The following is a 19,078-nucleotide window of genomic DNA, read 5'->3' as shown; positions in this document are numbered from 1 at the left end:
ATTATCTCAAACATATAAGGGCGAATTTATGAAACTGGCGTTAAACAGCGCACCTTCTCATTATACCCTGCTGGGTATCGGGGCAGGGCCGGCAAATCTGAGTCTGGCCTCTTTGTTACATGATAAGCCAGAAATCAGTAATCTTTTTCTTGACCAGAAAGCGGCCTTTTCCTGGCACGACGATCAAATGATCGACGGCGCCACGCTGCAGGTTTCACTGTTTAAGGATCTGAGTACGCTGACCGATCCGACCAATAAATTTACCTTTATGTCTTACCTGCATGAGAAAGGGCGTATTTACCATTTTCTTAATGCACAGTTTGATGAGATCCCGCGCCGTGAGTTTCGCAATTACATGGCCTGGGCGGCGGAGAAAAACCGCAACGTATCATTTGGCGAACGTGTGTTACACATTGATTTCGAAGGTGTATTCCGTATTGAAACTGACAAGCGCCAACTCACCGCCGATCACCTTGCCGTCGGCGTAGGCACCAAACCCTGGGTACCGGAATTTGCGGCGCCGCTGCTGGGTAATTCGCAGTTCCACGTCAGCCAGTATATGAAGAAAAACCATAATACCGTGGGGAAACAGGTGGTTATTATCGGTGGTGGTCAGTCCGGGGCTGAGGTATTTCTCGATCTGTCGTCGAAATCGGCCAGCGAGCGACCGGAACGCATTACCTGGCTGTCGCGGCGGCGTAATTTTTTCCCGATTGATGATTCGACGTTCACCAACGATTTTTATATGCCCTGCTATTCGGAGTATTTCAGTAAACTGCCTTTGCACCTGCGTCAAAAAACTAACCGTGAAAATATATTAACGTCCGACGGTATTTCCGAGTCAACGTTACGGGAAATTTATCAGAAACTTTATTGCCTCCGATTTATTACGCCGGGTGAACTTGAATTTGATTTAATGACCAGCCGTTCGGTAAGTAATGTGGTGCATACACCGTCAGGACGTTGGCGGGTTGATTATAAACATCTGGACGTTGAGCAGGCAGAATATATAGAGGCTGATGTTATTATCTGGGCAACCGGTTATGCGCCGACAGAGAAAAACTTCCTGAATGGTCTGAAAGAGCGGATTCGTTATGAAAATGACGAATTCGTTATTGATGATGACTTTGCGATCGTATGGGATGGCCCCCGTCAAAATAATATCTTCGTGCAAAATGCGGTGCGCGGCCAGCGCGGCCAGCGCGGGCTGCCGGACGTCAACCTGAGCCTGAATGCATGGCGGGCGCAGCGTATAATGGGACGGCTGTGCGGAGAATATCCGCGTCAACAAATATCCTCATTTATTGACTGGTCGCCCGACGTTAATAATAACGGCGCACATAAAATTAACGATGACGTCATGCCGGAGAAGAAAATAATTACGGCGCGTTAAATATCATATTCCAATACAGTCTTAATATATCATGATGAATAAAAGCGATATTGCTATTATCGGTGGCGGTATTATTGGCACCGTTATTGCCCGTGAGGCGGTGAAACAATACCCGCAGGCAAATATTTCACTTATCGAGAGGAATTTGTGCGGCGCCGGAAGTTCATTTTATTCCGCAGGTGTCCATTTCCCCCGGGGCATCAGTGAACGAGTGCGGGCAATGTCCCGTTTCAGCCATGACTATTATCAACCGTTCCTGGATAACGGGGCGCCTTTTTATTCTTTACCCATGGAGCTAGTGACCGGAAAGGCGCATTGGGAAGAGACGTGCCGTAATTACCTTCCCGCAGCCGGGTTTACACCGTCGGAAAGCATGAATTCCCTGATTCATCTTTCTCCGGATGACGGACAGGTCGTGCTGCGAGGGAAGGGGGCACATTATGCCGATGTGTTTGCCCTGATCCAAAAATGGCTGCCGGCGCTGCGCCCGTCCGTGGCGGTGAGTGAAGGGCTGCGGGTGACGGCGCTGCATTCCCGGAGTGGTGGCTATGACGTGGCGCTCAGCGACGGCACGGTTCAGGCGGCCAGTCAGGTGATCCTGGCGCCGGGCCCCTGGCTGGCTGAGCCGGCTTGGCGCGAGCGTATTGCCGGGCTGGGTATCCGGGTGAAAAAAATCGTTGCCGTCCATATAGCCAGCAAGCCGGAGCCCGGCGCGCCCCTGACGATTTTCCATGACGAAGATGCTTTTCTGGTGCCGTGCCACAGCCGCGGGCATTGGTTGTTCAGTTATACCTGCCAGGAGTGGGATGTCCTGCCGGGAGAGACCGGGCCGCTGCAGGCCCGTGATTTGGCGGCGGCGCGGGAACTGCTGCGCCGCTACGCGCCGGCGCTCGCCGGGGAAATCAGGGACGGCCGGGTTTTTTGTGATGCTTACAGCCCGTCACGGGAGCCTGTCATCACCCGTCTGGATGAACACCTCATCTTCGCCGGCGGCGCCAACGGCTCAGGTTATCGGCTGGCGCCCGCGATTGCCGCCGATGTTATTCACCTTTTAACGCAAACCGCTTTCTGAGGATGCCCGGATATGATTATTCATCGCTATGATGCCACTCGTATGTCAAAGCAGTTCGGTATTGATATCAGCAGTATTGACGGTATGGATTTCCCTGCCGGCTGGGGACGGGTCAGGCCCGGAGAGCGTTCGGACAGTCATCAGCATGATGAAACCGAAATGTTCGTGATCGTCGCGGGAGACGGGGTGTTGATCGTGGACGGCCACCGTCATCCTGTGAGTGCGGGCTGTGCGGCGCAGTTCGCGCCTTTTGAGTCGCACGTGCTGGAAAATACGGGAGATAAAGACATTCTCTTTTTCCTCCAGTACCGCCGCGACGCCGATAGCGCCAGACATTCCGCCTCTTCCTGGGAACGGCAGGATCCCCGGCGCCCGCAATTCGTTTTCTCCACGCCGCCGACGCCAAACGGCGATTTGCATCTCGGTCATCTGTCGGGCCCGTATTTGGGCGCCGACGTTTATGTCCGTTATCAGCGGATGATCGGCAATCCGGCGTGGCACATGACCGGCTCCGATGATTATCAAAGCTATGTCGTCGCACTGGCGGAACGTGAAAACACGACGCCCGCCGCCGTCGCGCAGCATTTCTCCCGTGAGATTTTGCAGACGCTGAAGATGATGGATATCGAGCCGGATCATTACACAGTGACCAATGATGCGGCTGGTTATATTCAGGGCGCACAGCGCTTTTTCAGCCGAACGCTGGGTGAAGATAAGGTGGTTTTTGCCGAAAGCGCCGCCCTGCGTGACGCGCAGAACGGTCAATATCTTTATGAGGTTGACGTTTCCGGCCAGTGCCCCGGCTGCGGTGGGGGTACCAACGGTAACATCTGCGAAGAGTGCGGGGAACCCAACGTGGTCACGGATATGGCGCAGCCGTTATCCAAACGTTCCCAGCTTCCGCCTGAACGCACTCAGGTAGCCCGTTATCTCCTGCCGTTGCACCGATTTGAACAACAGATCGCAGAGCATCATAAAGTCGGCCGGGTTCCCGCCCGGATGCGTGAACTGGCTCACCGGGTCTTTTCCCGTCCTGAATTCACCGTGCCGGTGTCTCATCCTTCCGAATGGGGGATCGCACCGGCTGAGACCGAAGGCGAGGGGCAGGTTATCTGGGTATGGCCGGAAATGAGCTATGGCTTCCTGTATGACATCGAGCAGCTGGGTAAAAAAATCAATCGTCCCTGGTCGGCGGATGAACCCGGTAAAGACTGGAAGATCGTGCATTTCTTTGGTTACGACAACAGTTTTTATCACAGCATTCTTTATCCGGCGCTGTATCACCTGGCTTATCCGGAATGGCAGCCGGATATCGATTATCACTACAACGAATTTTATCTGCTCGATGGCAAAAAGTTTTCGACCAGCCGCCGCCATGCCGTGTGGGGGAAAGAGATCCTGACGCCGGAGAGCGTGGATGCAGTGCGTTTTTACCTATGCCTGACGCGGCCTGAGCAGGAGAGAACCAACTTCCGCTTGTCGCAATGGGAAGACGAAGTGCGCGACACCCTGCTTGGCGAATGGCAGACCTGGCTGCACGACCTGGGCAACCGGGTCGGCACGATCTTTCAGGGGAATGCGCCGGATGCCGGTATCTGGACCAAGGAGCAGGTCGCCTTCTGGGCGCGGTTAAACGGGATATTACAGGCGATCACCGATGCGCTGAACCCCGACGGGTTTTCGTTACGCAGCGCCGCCCGTCACCTGAAAACGCTGGTCACGGAGACGCGCGCTTTTTCCCGCAGCCAACAGCAACTGGCGGGTATCGCACGCTGGCGTGATGAATACCGAACCGCCGTGGCGCTGGAGCTGGCGGCCGCGAATCTGCTTTCCGCTGTTGGCCGTCCGCTGATGCCGCGCTTTTCCGCCAGCCTGGCGGCGGCGCTCGGCAATGAGACGGCGCAGTCATGGCTGCAACAGGCACAGTTGGTGACGCCGGGTAATCGCATTACGTTGCAGGAAACACGTTTCTTCTGTGATCCACAGGAACGTGCGCCTCAGGAATCGGTTGATCAGGCACAACACGGTGATGCCCATTGGCAGTGGCTGGAGGAAAAGCTGGGCGTTTTGTTACCTGAAACCCGCTTGCATCCGGCGCACGTTCTGTCGCAGTTGGGCGCGACCTCATTGATGACCGTGACGCTGCAATATCAGTTACTTCATGAATGTCAGGTCGACGTTCCGCTGGAAACACTGCTGAATCAGCCGCTGGGGGACATCGCCGGTCATATTGCACGCCAGCGGCAGGGGGCGACTGCATGAGCGTCAGCGCGTTACTTGAACAAATCACGGGTGCCGGGCTCAGGATCAGCAGGCAAGGTGATAACCTAAAACTGGAAGGGTTGACGAACGCGATTCCGCCGCAGCTGGTGGCGGATATCCGTATGAATAAGGCGCAGCTGCTCGCCTGGCTGGAAGAGCGCCTGGATACGTTTCCGCTGACTCCGCTGCAGCAGGCATATTACCGTGGCCGCGATTGGGTCACGGAGGGCGGGGGCGTGGCCAACCAGGTTTACCATGAGATCGAAGGCGTCTGGGACATTGAACGGCTGGAGCAGGCATTGCAGCGCGTGGTGCAGGAGCATTCGGCGCTTCGACTGCGGTTGAGCGGCGATGATGCGCAGTATGAAAGCAGCGAACTGCCCCGCATCGCCCGCCGTGACTGGCAGGGGTTCAGCGACGGGGAACAGCGTCAGATGCGCGCCCGGCTGCGTGAGGAGAAGTCCCATCAGGTACTGCCACCGCAGGCTTCACTGTTGCAGGCGGAAGTGGTGATCCTTTCACCGGAAAGTATGGTGTTGTACGTCAATCATGACGGCATGATTGTGGATGGCATCAGCATGTTTTTGCTGTTCCGGCTCTGGCACCAGCATTATCAAACGCCGCAGCCGCAGACCGAATATCTGTCGTTCCGCCGACACATCGCTGCCCGCGAGCAGGATAAACAGCACGCCGTCAGCGAGCGTTCGCGGGATTACTGGCTGCGGCGTCTGGAATCGTTGCCGAAAGCGCCTGCGCTGGCGCAAAATCCCCGCCCTGCCACAGGAGCGCCCCGCTTCCGGCAGCATCTCGTCACCCTGGATGCGGCCCGCTGGCAACAGTTGCAGCAGCAGACCAAAGCGCAACGGCTGACGCCCGCCGCCGTGCTGATGGCCGCGTGGTCGGAAACGCTGTACGTCTGGGGGGCCGGCGAGGATTTCACGCTCAACGTGACGATCTCTGAACGTCGTCCGATTCACCCGCGGGCCTTCAGCACGATCGGGCCGTTTTCCATTCCGATGTTGACCGAGATCCATCTTGATCACCAGCTGCCGTTTACCCGGCGCGTTCAGCGCCTACAGGCGCAACTGCATCAGGATATCGATCACCACTATTTTTCCGGCATCGATGTAATGCGGGAACTGGCGAAAACGCGCGGGCTGGCAGATGCGCTGATGCCGTACACGTTTAACTGCACGCTGGGCGCACTGGAAGGGGTGAACGGCGATGCGCTGACGCTGCTCGGTCGTGAGGTTTATACGCTGAGCCAGACGCCGCAGGTATTGTTGGACGCCTTTCTGTTTGAGCAACAGGGGCAACTGGTGATTCGGCTGGACGGTGTGGAATCGGCGTTTCCTGCGGGCTTTCTGGCGGCGATGGCGGCAGGGTTTCAGCGTATGCTGCTTTTGCTTTGTCAGCCGGAAAGCTGGGAGCGGGCAACGTTCGATCTGCTTCCTGCCGGGCAACGCCAGCGGCGGGATCAGGTCAACGCGACCGAGGCGGAAATCCCGTCCGGGTTGCTCGGCGATGCCTTCGTGGTTCAGGCCCGCCGGAATCCGGCCGCCACGGCGATGTGTACCGCGCAGCGGCAAATCAGTTACGGCGAGCTGCTGAACCGCGCCGCGGAGGCCGCACAGTGGCTGCACGGTCACGGGGTAAAGCGCAACGAACGGGTCGGTCTCATCGCGACCCGCGGGCCGGAGCAAATTATTGGCATTCTGGCCATCGTTCTCGCTGGCGCCTGTTATCTGCCCATCGACGCCGGTCTGCCCGAAGCCCGTCGGCGCTATATGCTGCAGGATGGCGGCGTTCGGGTGGTGCTGACCAACGTTGACGTTGCCGCATCGCTGCCCTGTTTCGACTTGCGCACCCCCGCGCAGAAAACTTTCGGCTTGCCCGCGCGTGATGCTGCCGCGACGCAGGACGATCTCGCCTACGTGCTATATACCTCCGGAACGACCGGTGATCCCAAAGGTGTGATGGTGACGCACCGCAATGTGGTGAACCTGGTCGCTGACTGTCAGCGGCGTTTCAGCGTCAGTCCGGAAGATCGCTTTTTCGCCATCAGCGCGTTTAACTTCGATCTGTCCGTCTGGGATATTTTCGGCGCACTGGCAGCCGGTGCGGCGCTGGTAATGCCGGATGCGGATCACGCCGCCGATGTCGAACACTGGGCTGCGCTTTGCCGGATGCACCGCGTCAGTATTTGGAACTCGGTACCGGCCATCGTGCGGATGATGTTTGACTCTCAGCCTGAGCTGGTGGACAGCCTGCGCCTCATTATGATGAGTGGCGATCGTATTCCACCGGATCTGCCGGCGGCCATGATGGCACGCCGCCCCGATATCGCGTACTGGTCATTGGGCGGGCCGACGGAAACGACCATCTGGAACATTTGCCATCCGATCTCGCCTGAGGATTGTAATGGGGAAAATATTCCCTATGGCCGCCCCAATGCCAACAACCAATGCTCGGTGCGCAACGCGCAGGGCGGCGAATGCCCCGACTGGGTAGCCGGTGAAATCTATGCCGCCGGTGCCGGGATTACCCGCGGTTACTGGAATGATGAGGCCAGAACCCGTGAGCGATACCCTGTTGATGCGCCCGGTGGGCCGCGTTGTTTTCGCACCGGCGATCTGGGGCGCTATTTACCCAACGGGGACATCGACATTCTTGGCCGGGTGGATTTACAGATAAAAATCAACGGATACCGCATTGAGGCCGGAGAAGTTGAGAACGTGCTTACTGCTTTACCTGAGATTGCCCAGGCCGCGGTGGTCGCTGCCAAAGACGCACGAGGCGACGTGTTGGTTGCGCACCTGGTCGCCGATGGCGCCCGGCCTGCGCGGGTCGAACTGCGTCAACGCATCGCACATTTGCTGCCGGACTACATGATCCCGGCGCACCTGGTGTGGCACGAAGCCCTGCCCCTGAACCGTAATCAGAAAGTCGATCGCAAGGCCCTGGCCCAGCTTCCCTTGATCGCCGACGCGCCGGAGGGCACCGGCTCCCGGCAGGCCAACGGTGATGTTGAACGCGCGTTGCAGGCGCTGTGGCAGGACATTCTGGCTTGCGACAACGTCGGGGTGGAGCAGGACTTTTTCAGCCTGGGCGGCAATTCCCTCAAAGCCCTGCGGATTCTGACGTCTGTGCGTAAGGCGTTCGGCGTGGCGATGCCACTGGAATCCGTTTATCAATTTAACACCGTGCAGGCGATGGCGGGCCAAATTGCGGATCGCGGAGGAAAGCTATGACGCTCTCCATCATAAACGAGATTGTTAACCGGCCGCCGACGGCGGGCGGCAATCTGTATATCGCCACCCTGAGTGAACAAAAAACGATCGCATTATGTGAGCTGTACCGCATGGCGGGGCAGGTCGCGAATGGTTTGCTGGCGCAAGGCATTCGCGCCGGGGATACCATCGGTATCCTGGCGGATAACCGGTTCGAATGGGTATTGCTTGACCTGGCCGCGCTGCGTCTGAAAGTACGCACCGCCGGGTTTGACCCCGGCAAGTTCACCGCGACGCCGGCGCTGGTGCAGGACTACCGGCTTAAGTGCCTGTTTACCGATAAAAACGCCGATGCCGCTCACCCGGCAATCCGCGACATAACATCGATCAACGCATTTACCGACGTTTATCCTGACGAGCTGCCCGCCGTTGACTATACGGCGGACGAGACGACCACCATCAAGTTTACCTCCGGCTCTACGGGCGTGCCGAAGGGGCTGGCGGCCACGGTCGGCAGCATTGACGCTTCGCTGCACGGTGTTCAGCGTCTGTTCGCGCATGCTCCGGGCGACAGCCTCTTCGTCTTTTTGCCGTTATCACTGTTACAGCAGCGCTACTGGATCTATTCGGCGCTGAAATACGGCCATGACGTTGTTCTGAGTAATTACCAGTCGGCATTTGTCTTCATGGCACAGCGGCAGCCGACCGTGGTGATGGGGGTGCCTGCGTTTTTTGAAACCGCGCGCCAGCATATTATCCGGCAGGGCGGCGATGACGCGGCGATGAAAGTCCATGCCCGCGCGCTGTTCGGCGAACGTATCCGCTATTTATGGACGGGGTCTGCGCCCGCCGATGCCGCAACGCTCGGTTTCTACCCGCGCATGGATCTGCCGCTTTATGAAGGGTACGGCATGAATGAAACGTGCATCGTCACGAAAAATCACCCCGGCGCCTTCCGTCCGGGCAGCGTCGGGCAGGTTATCGACGGGAAGAAGGTGGTGATCGATGAAAATGGCAACGTCATCGTCTACAGCGATTATCCGGTCAATACCCGCTATCTCTACGCCCAGGAAGGAGCATCGGAGAAAATTTTCACGCCGGACGGCGGGGTACGTACCGGCGATCTGGGATTTATCGACGAAGAGGGTTTTTTGTATATCAAAGGCCGTTCAGACAACGTCATTGTCCTGGATAACGGCAAGAAAATCGACGTACAGCCGATCGAAGCCCGCCTGCGTAATGCAGGCGTGATTGCGGAGTGCGTCATCTTCAGCCCGCAACAAACGGATCTGGTCGCCGTCGTTTCACCGGCGTCCGTTCCCGCCGATATTCCGGCGATTCATGCCGCGCTGGAAAGTGTTAACGCCGCGACGGAAAAAGATGAGTTTATCAGCCGTATCGTGATTGCCGGGCAGCCGTTCAGCATTGATAACGGCCTGCTGACCTCTCAGTACAAACCCATCCGCAAAGCGATATTCGAACGTTATCAACATGAACTGAATGCCACCGTTAAGGAGAGTCATTATGTCCGTTAATCTGGAAACCGTTGCCCGACAAAAGCTCGCCGCCGTGCTGACGTCTCCCGTCGAGATCGGGCTGTTGGACGCCGACGCCAACATGCGCGATGCATACGGCCTGACGTCGCTGAATAAAATCTTATTTATCACGTCGTTGTGTCAGGAAGCGGGGATCAACCTTACCGGACTGACGGAGGGCGATCTGGCGCATATGAACACGTTGGGTGATGTTATCCGTATTCTGGCGCCGCTGGTTGATGCACCGGCGGTAAACCATCTGCAGGGAGCGTAAATATGAACTGGCAAACGACGGCATCGGCAACGCTGGAAAATGAGCACGTCATTCTGCGTCCCGTCCGCGAGGACGATCGGGAGAGCGTTCGCACCCTGGCGCGCGATAGCCATATCTGGCGCTATTTCGTTTTTCGCGTCGGCAACGATGAAGAGTTTGAAACCTTCTTCAATGCGATGCTCGGCGATCAGGCCACGGGCGCACGCGCCGTGTTTATCGTGATAGACAAAGCCAGCGGGCAGATTGCCGGCAGCATGAGCTTCGGCAATATGGTGGAAAAAGAAGCCCGGCTGGAAATCGGCTGGTCTTGGCTCGGCGAGACTTTTCGCGGCAAAGGCATTAATCGCTGGGCCAAATACTTGCTGATGCGTCATGCATTTGAGGAGCTTGGCGCATTGCGGGTGGAATTCAAAACGGATGTGCTTAATCTCCAGGCCAGGGCCGGATTGCGTAATATCGGGGCGAAAGAGGAAGGGGTGCTGCGCAGTTTCAACTTTATGCCGGACGGCCGGCGCCGTGATGCTATTTTCTACAGCGTGCTCGCTGACGAATGGCATTGGGTCAGCGATGCCTTGCTGCACCGGGCGAAAGCCGGCCCGCGTCCGGAGGCGCAATGAACGCTGTGATTCCGGTTGTCAGGCTATCGGGCGACGCACACAGCAGAGGGATTCAACATGGCGAACAGTGCCGTCAGGCACTGTGGCAATTTGCCGACGACCATCTGTGCCGGCTCAACCTGCTGAGCGATGTGCCGTTCTCCCTGGCTGCGCTGGAGGAAAAAATCGGCTGCTATCGCCGGATCGTCACCCATTTGTTACCGGACATCGCACAGGAGATTGACGGACTGGCCGTCGGTGCGCAGATGCCGGTGGCATTGGCGTGGCTGCTGCAACTGCGGCGGGAGATTCTCGGCTATAACCGAATTAATACAGGTGGAGACTGTACCACGCTGTCTTCTCTGGCAAGTGAGCCGTGGCTGGCGCAGACCGTAGATCTGAACGGTAATCTGGATGATTTCATCCACGTCCTGGCCTGCCAGGGAACCCGTATTCCCGCACGGGTACTGAGTTTTGGCGGGTTGCTGGGGTATCTCGGCATTAATCAGGCAGGGCTGGCCGTCGGCTTGAATATGGTGCTGGGCGGAAAATGGGAACCGGGAATTCCTCCTTATCTGGCGATCCGGCATGTACTGGACACCTGCGCCAGCGCAGAAAAAGCGCTGGAGGTTCTGACTCGGTTGCCGCTTTCCAGTTCGCGCTCGTTTACGCTTTGTGACCGGCAACAGACTTTCTGCGCAGAAAGCCTGAACAACCAGTGGCGTATCGTTTCGCAGGGGAATATCCGGCAAGGCGGTGGCACGACGTCGCATACCAACCACTTTCTGCACCAGGACTTTTTAGCCGATGATGCGATCAATATTTTCGCGAAGAACTCGTCGCTTCAGCGGCTGGCTAAGGCCCGTGAGTTTCTCGCGTCCGAACCGCATACCGGTGATGACTGTTTCACGCCGTTCAGCGCGGCCCCTCTGTGTGTGGCCGATAACGGCGACATTCGGCGTGAACGTACCGTGGCGGCAGCGGTGATGCTGCCGGAACAGGGGGTCATGCTGGTACGGCCGGGGAATCCTGCCGTGAATCTGACCCAGTGCTTCTCATTCTCTGATTAATCAATGCTATTGAGGGCAAGCCTATGTCAAAACATCTGCACTCTTACCCGGTTGCGCTGACCTGGGCCGGAACCCGGGGAGCAGGAGCTCCGTAGTTTATCGAACCGACAGGCCCCAATTCAGCCCCCAAAAATTACGGACACAAAAAAATCTGGCAGCACCTTGAGGCACTCCAGATTTTTATCAACTTGCTGATTTTTCTATGTTCCCGGACGTATAGGAACGTCCCAAAACAAAAATATGGTGCCGGACTCGGGATCATTCAGCTTTCTATTAAGTTGAAATATAGCATAAATTTTAATCATTGCTGTTGTCAAGACCCGTAGGTTGACCCGTATTTTCATAGATAGATCAGAATGATGGGTCACATGCGATAAAGAAATGCCCGGTTCGTTCCTTTGGTTCGGTTCCCTATGATGCCGATAAATCGTAATGACATTAGCGTTACGGTTGCTGTATGATTAATATCCAGAGAGTAGTCCGGAGGATAACATCATGCCAGTTACGAACGGCGTTTCTGTTAAACGCGAAACATTGAATTTACGCATCAAGCCTGCCGAACGCGATCTAATCGATCGTGCTGCGAAGGCCAGAGGAAAAAATCGTACTGATTTTGTCCTTGAAGCCGCTCGCGCCGCCGCAGAGGAAGCATTGATCGATCAGCGTATCATTATGGCAGATCCCGATGCTTATCAGGAATTCCTTGCCCGTTTGGATCAGGCTCCTGCACCAAATGCTGCGCTGCGCAAAACCATGCAAACGCCTGCACCGTGGGAACAGAAAAAATAATTTCCGCCCCTGAGCCACTCCATGCCGAGCATGTACTATCCTCATTCTGTTGCGGCGTGGAGTCTATGGACAACTGGTTGAAACAACGGGCGATGAAAAATCAGGTCACTGGCGCATCACGAACTTTCGTCAGTTGCGATGATTCAAAAGTGTTGGCGTATTACTCATTGGCCTCCAGCGCCGTAGTGTAAGTATCCCGCTAAACCGAACCAGTCACTTTTAGAGATCTTCCGACATACTGAGTATGTTCCCTGAGGAGATCGTCATGCGTAAAGCCCGATTCACTGAACACCAGATCATTGCCGTTTTGAAGTCTGTCGAAGCTGGACGTACCGTCAAGGATGTCTGCCGCGAAGCCGGCATTTCCGAAGCCAGCTATTACAACTGGAAAGCGAAGTTTGGCGGTATGGAAGCCTCTGATATCAAAAAGATGAAAGATCTGGAGGACGAAAATCGTCGTCTCAAGCAGATGTTTGCCGATCTGAGTCTTGAGTGTCGTGCTCTGAAAGATGTCATCGAAAAAAAGCTTTAAAACCAGCGATAAAGCGTGAGCTCGTCAGTTACCTGACCGCGCAGTTTACGATGAGCATACGCCAGGCATGCAGGACGTTATCGCTGAGCAGGACGGTGTATTTTTATCAGCCGGACACCTGTCGTGATGAACCGGTGATCCAGGCTCTGTCGGAGGTGGCTGAACGCTATCCCCGTTACGGCTTCAAGAAGCGGTTTCAGGTACTGCGCAGGCAAGGCAATGCCTGGAATCATAAACGCGTTCACAGGATTTACTGCCTGCTTAAACTGAATTTTCGCCGTAAGGGAAAGCAACGTCTGCCGGTGCGCAATCCGACTCCGCTGGCGACGCCAGAAGCACTTAACCAGAGCTGGTCGATAGATTTTATGCATGATGCGCTGGTCTGCGGCAGACGCTTTCGAACCTTCAATGTAGTGGATGACTTTAACCGCGAGGCTCTCGCAATAGAAATCGATCTGAATATCCCGGCGCAGCGGGTGGTCAGAGTACTGGACAGGATCGTGTAAAACCGTGGTTATCCGCTGAAACTGCGGATGGACAATGGCCCGGAGCTCATCTCGCTGACTTTGGCGCAGTGGGCTGAAGAGCATGGCGTGATGCTGGAATTTATTCAACCGGGAAAACCAACGCAGAATGCCTTCATCGAACGTTTTAACCGGACGTACCGGACAGAAATACTGGATTTTTATCTGTTCAGAACGCTGAATGAAGCACGGGAAATTACAGAGCGCTGGCTGCATGAATATAACAGCGAGCGCCCTCATGAATCCCTGAATAACCTGACGCCGGAAGAATACCGGCTGATGGCTGAAAACCCGGAAATCTCAAAAAGTGCGTGGAACTAAAAGCGGTCTACTTACATCTTGTTCAGCCTGTGCCGGATCAGCGGAAAGGTGGTCAAAAAGCTGAGCCTGTAGATGCTCGGGAGCATCAAGAAAAACAACGGAGACATTCTGGCCATCAGGCACCGGATGCGCACGGTCAGTGTAAATGACGGTATCGGCCAAGGCACCGGCAGAAAGGAGAAGTACTGGCAAGCAGCAAATGGGTATTTTCATCGTGAACACTCCCTGAGTGATTAACCTGCTCAGGGTGCGTTCTGTAGCGTTGAGGGTCAGTAATTAACTATGACTGGGGAATTGATAATTACCCCCAGTTCGTAAAATCAACCTGGATAATTCGCAGACATTAATATTTCTATTGAGAATTGAGTTCGGGAGACTCAGAGCAAATAACAAGACGCGAAGAACCTCGAGTCATGGCGACATAAAGATGGCAAGAATCCATATCTTTTATGGAAGGTATAACAGCCGAGAGCGTTCAGAATTCTGTGTCACGTTAAAAATTCTACAGCGTCATCACGTTATTTAGTCGCCCTTCAAAATAAATGGCCAACTGTGACAATGTCAAATTCCAGCTCTGGATGGGCATTGTCCATTTTTCCTGTGCGTTCATCAGCCCCAGATAAAGCAGCTTCAACAGACTGTTTTCATTCGGGAAAGCACCTTTGGTTTTGGTTAGTTTCCTGAACTGTCTGTGCACCGATTCGATAGCATTTGTGGTATAAATGACTTTGCGGATATTGGCCGGATAGCGAAAGTACGCTGACAGATTGTCCCACTTGCGTCGCCACGACTGGAGCACCACCGGATACTGCAGCCCCCATTTCGTTTCCAGCTCATCCAGTGCCATTTCGGCCGCTTCTTTTGACACTGCACGGTAGACTGGTTTCAGGTCGGTCATGAAGGCTTTATGGTGCTTTGAGGCCACATATTTAATCGAATTGCGTATCTGATGAATGACGCACAACTGCACTTCCGTCTGCGGATAAATGCTGTTTATTGCCTCTGGGAAGCCGGTCAGCCCGTCCACGCAGGCAATCAGAATGTCTTTAACACCGCGATTTTGCAGGTCGCTTAATACCGACAGCCAGAAGTTAGCCCCCTCACTTTCTGACAGATACAGGCCCAGAACTTCCTTTTTACCTTCCAGATTCAGGGCCAGCACGGTGTAAACCGCTTTGCTCTGATAGCGGCCATCTTCCCGGATTTTATAGTGAATAGCGTCCAGCCAGACGAAGGGACAAACCTGCTCCAGCGGGCGCTGTTGCCACTGTTTTAGTTCAGGGATGACTTTATCGGTTACTGCACTGATGGTCGCAGTGGACACGCTGAAGGCATATAAATCTTCGATCTCCCGGCTAATGTCCTGATAGCTCATCCCCAGTGCAAACAGGCGAATGATCTTGTGTTCGATCTCGTCGGATAACGTGGTCTGATGTTTTTTCACCAACTGGGGTTCAAAAGTGCCATTACGATCGCGCGGAGTCGCCAGTTCGAAGCTGCCCGTCGGGGCTTTAATGGTCTTTTTGCCGGAGCCATTTTTACGGTTAGCTTCAACGTCCTGAGCCAGATGTGAGTCCAGCTCCGCAGACAGGGCAGCTTCCGTTAACTGTTTGATTAAAGGCGTTAAGATACCATCTTTGCCCGTTAATGCCTGACCAGACTGGAGGGCTTTAAGCGCTTTATCGAAATCGAAGGGCTGGGACATATGTCATTCCTTTTTGATTGTATATTACTGGAATGACACAGAATTTCTAACACTCCCGAAAATAAACTGGCCTTTTAATCATCAACTTGCACGCCATCTCTGTAACGAATACCGCCAATAACACCATCAAGGGAGTTGGTTGTTTTCTCGGAGGAATGGCTGCTTGTTGGTAACTGAGAAGCAACAATTGCTGTGGCCTTGAGCCCGCCGATCGCAACATCGACCGAACCCTGCAGTATGTTGCGCCCCAGTTCCTTGTAATCAGCTTTCTTCATGCGGAATTTGCGTTTCTTGCGAGAGCAAATTTCCTCAATGTCTTTCGGATCAAATCCGTTGCTGCTCATTATGTACCCCTGAGTAGGTGGACATGCAACTATCAAAATACGTTTATAAAGATGCAGCTATACCTCATACTAGTATTAAAATTTAACCAAACTGGCAACTTTTGAGCAATGAAAGTCGACTCTTGTTTACTTAAAATTTTAGTAAGCTCTTAAGCATTAAGCACGGCACCACCATCAATAACAATATCCTGCATCACCAGATGACTGGCTGCGTCGGAAGCAAGAAACAGTATAGTTGCAGCGATTTCTTGCGGGTGAGCAATCTTTTGTAACGGGATACCTAGCTTGTATTGTTCGGGAAAACCTTTGATGGTTTGCGCTTCAGCATCAGGTGTATGCCAAAGACTGCGCTGCATTTCTGTATCAGTTGACCCGGGAGAGACCAGATTACAGCGGACGCCAAATGGTGCCATTTCCAACGCCACTGTGTGGCATAAACTACGCAGTGCGGCTTTGGATGCTCCATATGCCGACATACCAAGGCGCGGTACGTGCGCGGCATTCGATGAAACCGTCACCATCGCGCCAGCGCGTTGACGACGGAACACTGACATCGTGTGCTGAAACATATTGAACGCGCCCCCGGCGTTAACGTTAAAACACAGTTGCCAATCTTGAGGATCGATCTCATCGGTCTGGCCAGTACGCAGGATTCCAGCAGCGTTAACCAACACATCTAGCTGAGGCGTAGTATTCAGCAGTACTTGTACCACCTCTTTCACTTGCTTGCTGTCTGCAACATCTGCCTGATGGATAGCGAATGGGTAATTCGTGTTTGGATGAAATGTTTTGTCTATTCCTGTTACCGTTGAGCCCGCCCTATAAAAAGCACAAGCAGTGGCATAGCCAATGCCCTGACCCGCACCGGTGACCCAAACTTGCTTACCGCTAAAGTCGAATTGAATGGACATTACTGATCCTCCCTCGCCAGCATTGACCACCAGCCGTTAATAGTGGGATTCTGTGCTAGTTTAATAAAGTCGATATCGGCATAAATCTGACTCCAGCGCGCGGTTAACGCCATGATTTGTACAGAATCTAAGCCGTAATCGATAAGATTATCGTCGTCTTCTGGTTGCTCGCTATCGTTTAACAGGGCCAAGACCGTTTCTCGCAAGGACATTTTGCTTTGCGGCGTGAGCATAAGGTCCTGCATCATCACAACACACCCGCTGCATTCTGCTGTGTAGTTCAGTGCCATCAGATGATCCTCGCGCGTGAAATCGGCCAGGGCATCGGCGACCATGAACGCTTTGATATCACGCATGAATGCATCAGTGGCGGTTGTTAGGCAGCCGATATGTGCATAGACGCCGCAAATAATCAGTTGATCGCGAGCACACTCTTTAAGAATGCTTTCCAGTGGCGAATGGTGGAAGGCGCTGTAGCGTCGCTTCATTAATACTTGATTTCTATCGGCGGGTGTAAGCGCTGAGGTAATTTGTTGCTGGAGAGGATGATTTTTCAGGCCGGATCCCCACATATCGCTAAGCAGAGCTCGTTCAGCGTCGCTTTGTTCCGACGGCTGGGCTGTATAAAATACTGGGATGCCGAGCGAACTGCAGTAACGTCGCAGACTGACGATATTTGCAACTAACGTTGTTACCAACGGACTTTCTTCGCCCCAAAAATTCAGGAAATAGTCCTGCATATCATGAATCAGTAGAGCAGCGCGCTGAGGTTCAAACACCCAATGTGCTTTATTGAAGGGAAGTTCATCGACGGTTGGCAGCGAATAAGAGGAAAGTTTAGGGATAGTCATGATGTCTCCAATATCCAGAATAGCTATAAAATGGTTTTCAGTACCAATAATTGACGCAACTGTTTTTTATCTATTTTGCCGACCGGTGTTAGCGGCAAAGCAGATAGAATTTCAACGTGATCGGGTAATTTGTAATCCGCTACGCCATGGCTGCGTAAAAAACGGCGTATTTCGACGTTTTTTAGCGGCTCATTCGCCATGATGAAGGCGTAACTTTTTTCTCCTATCAGTTCGTCCTCTATCGCCACCAGCGCCGCTTCTGTCACTGAGGGATGCATTAGTAGTAAATTCTCGATCTCTTCTGCGGCAATCTTTTCACCACCACGATTGATCTGATCCTTTTCCCGCCCATGAACAGTGATATAACCGTCCTCATCAATGGCCACCAGATCGCCTGAACAGTAGAAGCCGTCGGCATCGAAAACGGTAGCATTGTACTGTGGGCTGTTGTAATAGCCGCGAATGGTGTAAGGACCTCGCGTCATTAACCGCCCGATCCGGTTGGCAGGCAGAGGCGCGCCATGGTCATCAGCCACCCACACGTCGTCGTCGGGTGAAATGGGACGCCCCTGAGTTGTGAAAATACGATCCTGGGGATCGTCGAGACGAGTATAATTCACCAGCCCTTCGGCCATGCCGAACACTTGCTGTAGTTGGCAGCCTAGTTGGGAAGGGATTTCTGATGCCACACGCGGACTCAGCCGCGCGCCGCCCACCTGCAGAAGTTCAAGCGAACGCAGCGCCTGACTGCCGCTATCCTTGACCGCTTGTAGCCATAGACTGGCGGCGGGAGGAACCAGTGCCGCGACTGTCACCTGATACCGTTCAATCAATGCGAAGCAGGTGGTCGCACTCGGATCGGGTGCCAGTATCACCGTGCCATTGGCATAGAATACGCCGAGTGATCCTGGGGAACTGAGGGGATAGTTATGTGCTGCGGGCAGTGCGCATAGGTAGCGTGTCTGCGGGGTGAAGCGACAGATGTCGACACTGCCACGAATACTGTAATAGTAATCGTTGTGAGTGCGTGGAATGAGCTTGGGTGTCCCGGTGCTGCCGCCGGAAAGCTGGAAAAACGCGACCTCATCTGCCGCTGATGGCGAAGGAACAAAGCCAGTGTCTGCTTGTTGTATCAGCATGGACAGTGACTCATCGCCCGTATCCTGATGGTGAAAGGCCACAATGTTCAGGTTTGGGTGTGCGTGGCGTAACTGCTGCAGATAGGTATTATCGTGAAATAGTTTATGTTGGCGATCGGCAATCAGCGCGCGGGGGTGAATCTGCAGGGCGTAGGCATCCATTTCGTGCCGCTGGTGGCTAAATAGCGCATTGACTGGCGCTACGCCGATTTTCAACAGGGCGAAGAAGACAATATAAAATTCGGCGATATTGCCTAATTGGATCAGCGCCGTGTCACCACGCCGAAGTCCGCGTTGCGCAAGTGCGGCAGCCAACTGATTAGACAAGCGATGGAGTTCCGCATAACTGTAGTTTTTGCCATTATCGGTCAGTGCGACCCGTTCGGTATCCACATGCCGTGTTATCACGTCTGTCAGTGGCAGATCTATCCAGTAACCTTTAGCCCGATAGCGGGCTGCCAACGCGTTAGGCCAGCGGTGATACGCGATAGTCATACCAATACTCCTTAATGTTCGCCTTATAAATGCCG

At 54.2% G+C, this 19,078-nt stretch carries 15 protein-coding genes and 2 pseudogenes; 11 read left to right on the top strand and 6 right to left on the bottom strand.

Annotated elements, in window-relative coordinates; genetic code table 11:
* The first annotated feature begins 28 nt into the window (after positions 1–28).
* The 11 genes and pseudogenes from DPA2511_RS15865 (at position 29) to DPA2511_RS21975 (ending at position 13,598) form a co-directional block, all read left to right on the top strand.
* Positions 29–1,393, top strand: a complete 1,365-nt coding sequence (locus DPA2511_RS15865) for a lysine N(6)-hydroxylase/L-ornithine N(5)-oxygenase family protein (protein ID WP_015854759.1) — start codon at positions 29–31, stop codon at positions 1,391–1,393.
* Between the two features lie 31 nt (positions 1,394–1,424).
* Positions 1,425–2,465, top strand: a complete 1,041-nt coding sequence (locus tag DPA2511_RS15860) for an NAD(P)/FAD-dependent oxidoreductase (protein ID WP_015854758.1) — start codon at positions 1,425–1,427, stop codon at positions 2,463–2,465.
* Between the two features lie 12 nt (positions 2,466–2,477).
* Positions 2,478–4,727: a class I tRNA ligase family protein gene (locus DPA2511_RS15855; RefSeq protein ID WP_015854757.1), complete on the top strand. Its 2,250-nt coding sequence runs from the start codon at positions 2,478–2,480 to the stop codon at positions 4,725–4,727.
* Entirely contained in the window at positions 4,724–7,978 is a 3,255-nt protein-coding gene (locus DPA2511_RS15850; RefSeq protein WP_015854756.1) for a non-ribosomal peptide synthetase, read from the top strand. Before DPA2511_RS15855 ends, DPA2511_RS15850 begins: the two co-directional genes overlap by 4 nt.
* Positions 7,975–9,492 carry an AMP-binding protein gene (locus DPA2511_RS15845; protein WP_015854755.1) on the top strand — a complete coding sequence of 506 codons (1,518 nt, stop codon included), beginning with the start codon at positions 7,975–7,977 and terminating at the stop codon, positions 9,490–9,492. The genes DPA2511_RS15850 and DPA2511_RS15845 overlap by 4 nt, the downstream gene beginning before the upstream one ends.
* Entirely contained in the window at positions 9,482–9,766 is a 285-nt protein-coding gene (locus DPA2511_RS15840; RefSeq protein ID WP_015854754.1) for a hypothetical protein, read from the top strand. The genes DPA2511_RS15845 and DPA2511_RS15840 overlap by 11 nt, the downstream gene beginning before the upstream one ends.
* Before the next feature lie 2 nt (positions 9,767–9,768).
* On the top strand, positions 9,769–10,383 hold the full coding sequence (locus DPA2511_RS15835) for a GNAT family N-acetyltransferase (protein ID WP_015854753.1): 615 nt from the start codon (positions 9,769–9,771) through the stop codon (positions 10,381–10,383).
* Positions 10,380–11,432, top strand: a complete 1,053-nt coding sequence (locus DPA2511_RS15830; RefSeq protein WP_015854752.1) for a C45 family autoproteolytic acyltransferase/hydolase — start codon at positions 10,380–10,382, stop codon at positions 11,430–11,432. Before DPA2511_RS15835 ends, DPA2511_RS15830 begins: the two co-directional genes overlap by 4 nt.
* A 495-nt stretch (positions 11,433–11,927) precedes the next feature.
* Positions 11,928–12,221, top strand: coding sequence for a type II toxin-antitoxin system TacA family antitoxin (locus DPA2511_RS15825; protein ID WP_015854751.1), 294 nt, complete (start codon positions 11,928–11,930; stop codon positions 12,219–12,221).
* A pseudogene (locus DPA2511_RS21980) lies at positions 12,218–12,406 on the top strand (GNAT family N-acetyltransferase); the annotation flags it as partial. The gene DPA2511_RS15825 and the pseudogene DPA2511_RS21980, both read left to right, overlap by 4 nt.
* Before the next feature lie 80 nt (positions 12,407–12,486).
* Positions 12,487–13,598, top strand: a pseudogene (locus tag DPA2511_RS21975) (IS3 family transposase).
* Here DPA2511_RS21975 and DPA2511_RS22965 read toward each other — a convergent pair.
* The 6 genes from DPA2511_RS22965 to DPA2511_RS15780 form a co-directional block, all read right to left on the bottom strand.
* Positions 13,578–13,811, bottom strand: coding sequence for a DUF1525 domain-containing protein (locus DPA2511_RS22965; RefSeq protein WP_071597682.1), 234 nt, complete (start codon positions 13,809–13,811; stop codon positions 13,578–13,580). The pseudogene DPA2511_RS21975 and the gene DPA2511_RS22965 overlap by 21 nt on opposite strands.
* Positions 13,812–14,100: 289 nt before the next feature.
* Positions 14,101–15,303, bottom strand: coding sequence for an IS256 family transposase (locus DPA2511_RS15800; protein ID WP_015854750.1), 1,203 nt, complete (start codon positions 15,301–15,303; stop codon positions 14,101–14,103).
* Positions 15,304–15,377: 74 nt separating this feature from the next.
* On the bottom strand, positions 15,378–15,647 hold the full coding sequence (locus DPA2511_RS21970; RefSeq protein WP_015854749.1) for a hypothetical protein: 270 nt from the start codon (positions 15,645–15,647) through the stop codon (positions 15,378–15,380).
* 149 nt (positions 15,648–15,796) lie between these two features.
* Complete coding sequence (dhbA, locus tag DPA2511_RS15790) at positions 15,797–16,558, bottom strand: 2,3-dihydro-2,3-dihydroxybenzoate dehydrogenase (protein WP_015854748.1); 762 nt, start codon at positions 16,556–16,558, stop codon at positions 15,797–15,799.
* A complete protein-coding gene (locus DPA2511_RS15785) occupies positions 16,558–17,409 on the bottom strand; it encodes an isochorismatase family protein (protein WP_015854747.1) in 852 nt (283 codons plus the stop codon). Before DPA2511_RS15785 ends, dhbA begins: the two co-directional genes overlap by 1 nt.
* Positions 17,410–17,432: 23 nt before the next feature.
* Entirely contained in the window at positions 17,433–19,043 is a 1,611-nt protein-coding gene (locus DPA2511_RS15780) for a (2,3-dihydroxybenzoyl)adenylate synthase (RefSeq protein ID WP_015854746.1), read from the bottom strand.
* Between the last annotated feature and the right edge of the window lie 35 nt (positions 19,044–19,078).

Source organism: Musicola paradisiaca NCPPB 2511, assembly GCF_000400505.1.
GTDB classification, from domain to species: domain Bacteria; phylum Pseudomonadota; class Gammaproteobacteria; order Enterobacterales; family Enterobacteriaceae; genus Musicola; species Musicola paradisiaca.
This window is presented reverse-complemented; position numbering and strand designations above follow the sequence as displayed.

Bases quoted from the DNA above. Each gene is read 5' to 3' on its own strand.
- DPA2511_RS22965 (WP_071597682.1), bottom strand. From the start codon at position 13,811: ATGAAAATACCCATTTGCTGCTTGCCAGTACTTCTCCTTTCTGCCGGT.
- DPA2511_RS15845 (WP_015854755.1), top strand. From the start codon at position 7,975: ATGACGCTCTCCATCATAAACGAGATTGTTAACCGGCCGCCGACGGCG.
- DPA2511_RS15860 (WP_015854758.1), top strand. From the start codon at position 1,425: ATGATGAATAAAAGCGATATTGCTATTATCGGTGGCGGTATTATTGGC.
- DPA2511_RS15855 (WP_015854757.1), top strand. From the start codon at position 2,478: ATGATTATTCATCGCTATGATGCCACTCGTATGTCAAAGCAGTTCGGT.
- DPA2511_RS21970 (WP_015854749.1), bottom strand. From the start codon at position 15,647: ATGAGCAGCAACGGATTTGATCCGAAAGACATTGAGGAAATTTGCTCT.
- DPA2511_RS15830 (WP_015854752.1), top strand. From the start codon at position 10,380: ATGAACGCTGTGATTCCGGTTGTCAGGCTATCGGGCGACGCACACAGC.
- DPA2511_RS15865 (WP_015854759.1), top strand. From the start codon at position 29: ATGAAACTGGCGTTAAACAGCGCACCTTCTCATTATACCCTGCTGGGT.
- DPA2511_RS15780 (WP_015854746.1), bottom strand. From the start codon at position 19,043: ATGACTATCGCGTATCACCGCTGGCCTAACGCGTTGGCAGCCCGCTAT.
- DPA2511_RS15785 (WP_015854747.1), bottom strand. From the start codon at position 17,409: ATGACTATCCCTAAACTTTCCTCTTATTCGCTGCCAACCGTCGATGAA.
- DPA2511_RS15835 (WP_015854753.1), top strand. From the start codon at position 9,769: ATGAACTGGCAAACGACGGCATCGGCAACGCTGGAAAATGAGCACGTC.
- DPA2511_RS15825 (WP_015854751.1), top strand. From the start codon at position 11,928: ATGCCAGTTACGAACGGCGTTTCTGTTAAACGCGAAACATTGAATTTA.
- DPA2511_RS15800 (WP_015854750.1), bottom strand. From the start codon at position 15,303: ATGTCCCAGCCCTTCGATTTCGATAAAGCGCTTAAAGCCCTCCAGTCT.
- dhbA (WP_015854748.1), bottom strand. From the start codon at position 16,558: ATGTCCATTCAATTCGACTTTAGCGGTAAGCAAGTTTGGGTCACCGGT.
- DPA2511_RS15850 (WP_015854756.1), top strand. From the start codon at position 4,724: ATGAGCGTCAGCGCGTTACTTGAACAAATCACGGGTGCCGGGCTCAGG.
- DPA2511_RS15840 (WP_015854754.1), top strand. From the start codon at position 9,482: ATGTCCGTTAATCTGGAAACCGTTGCCCGACAAAAGCTCGCCGCCGTG.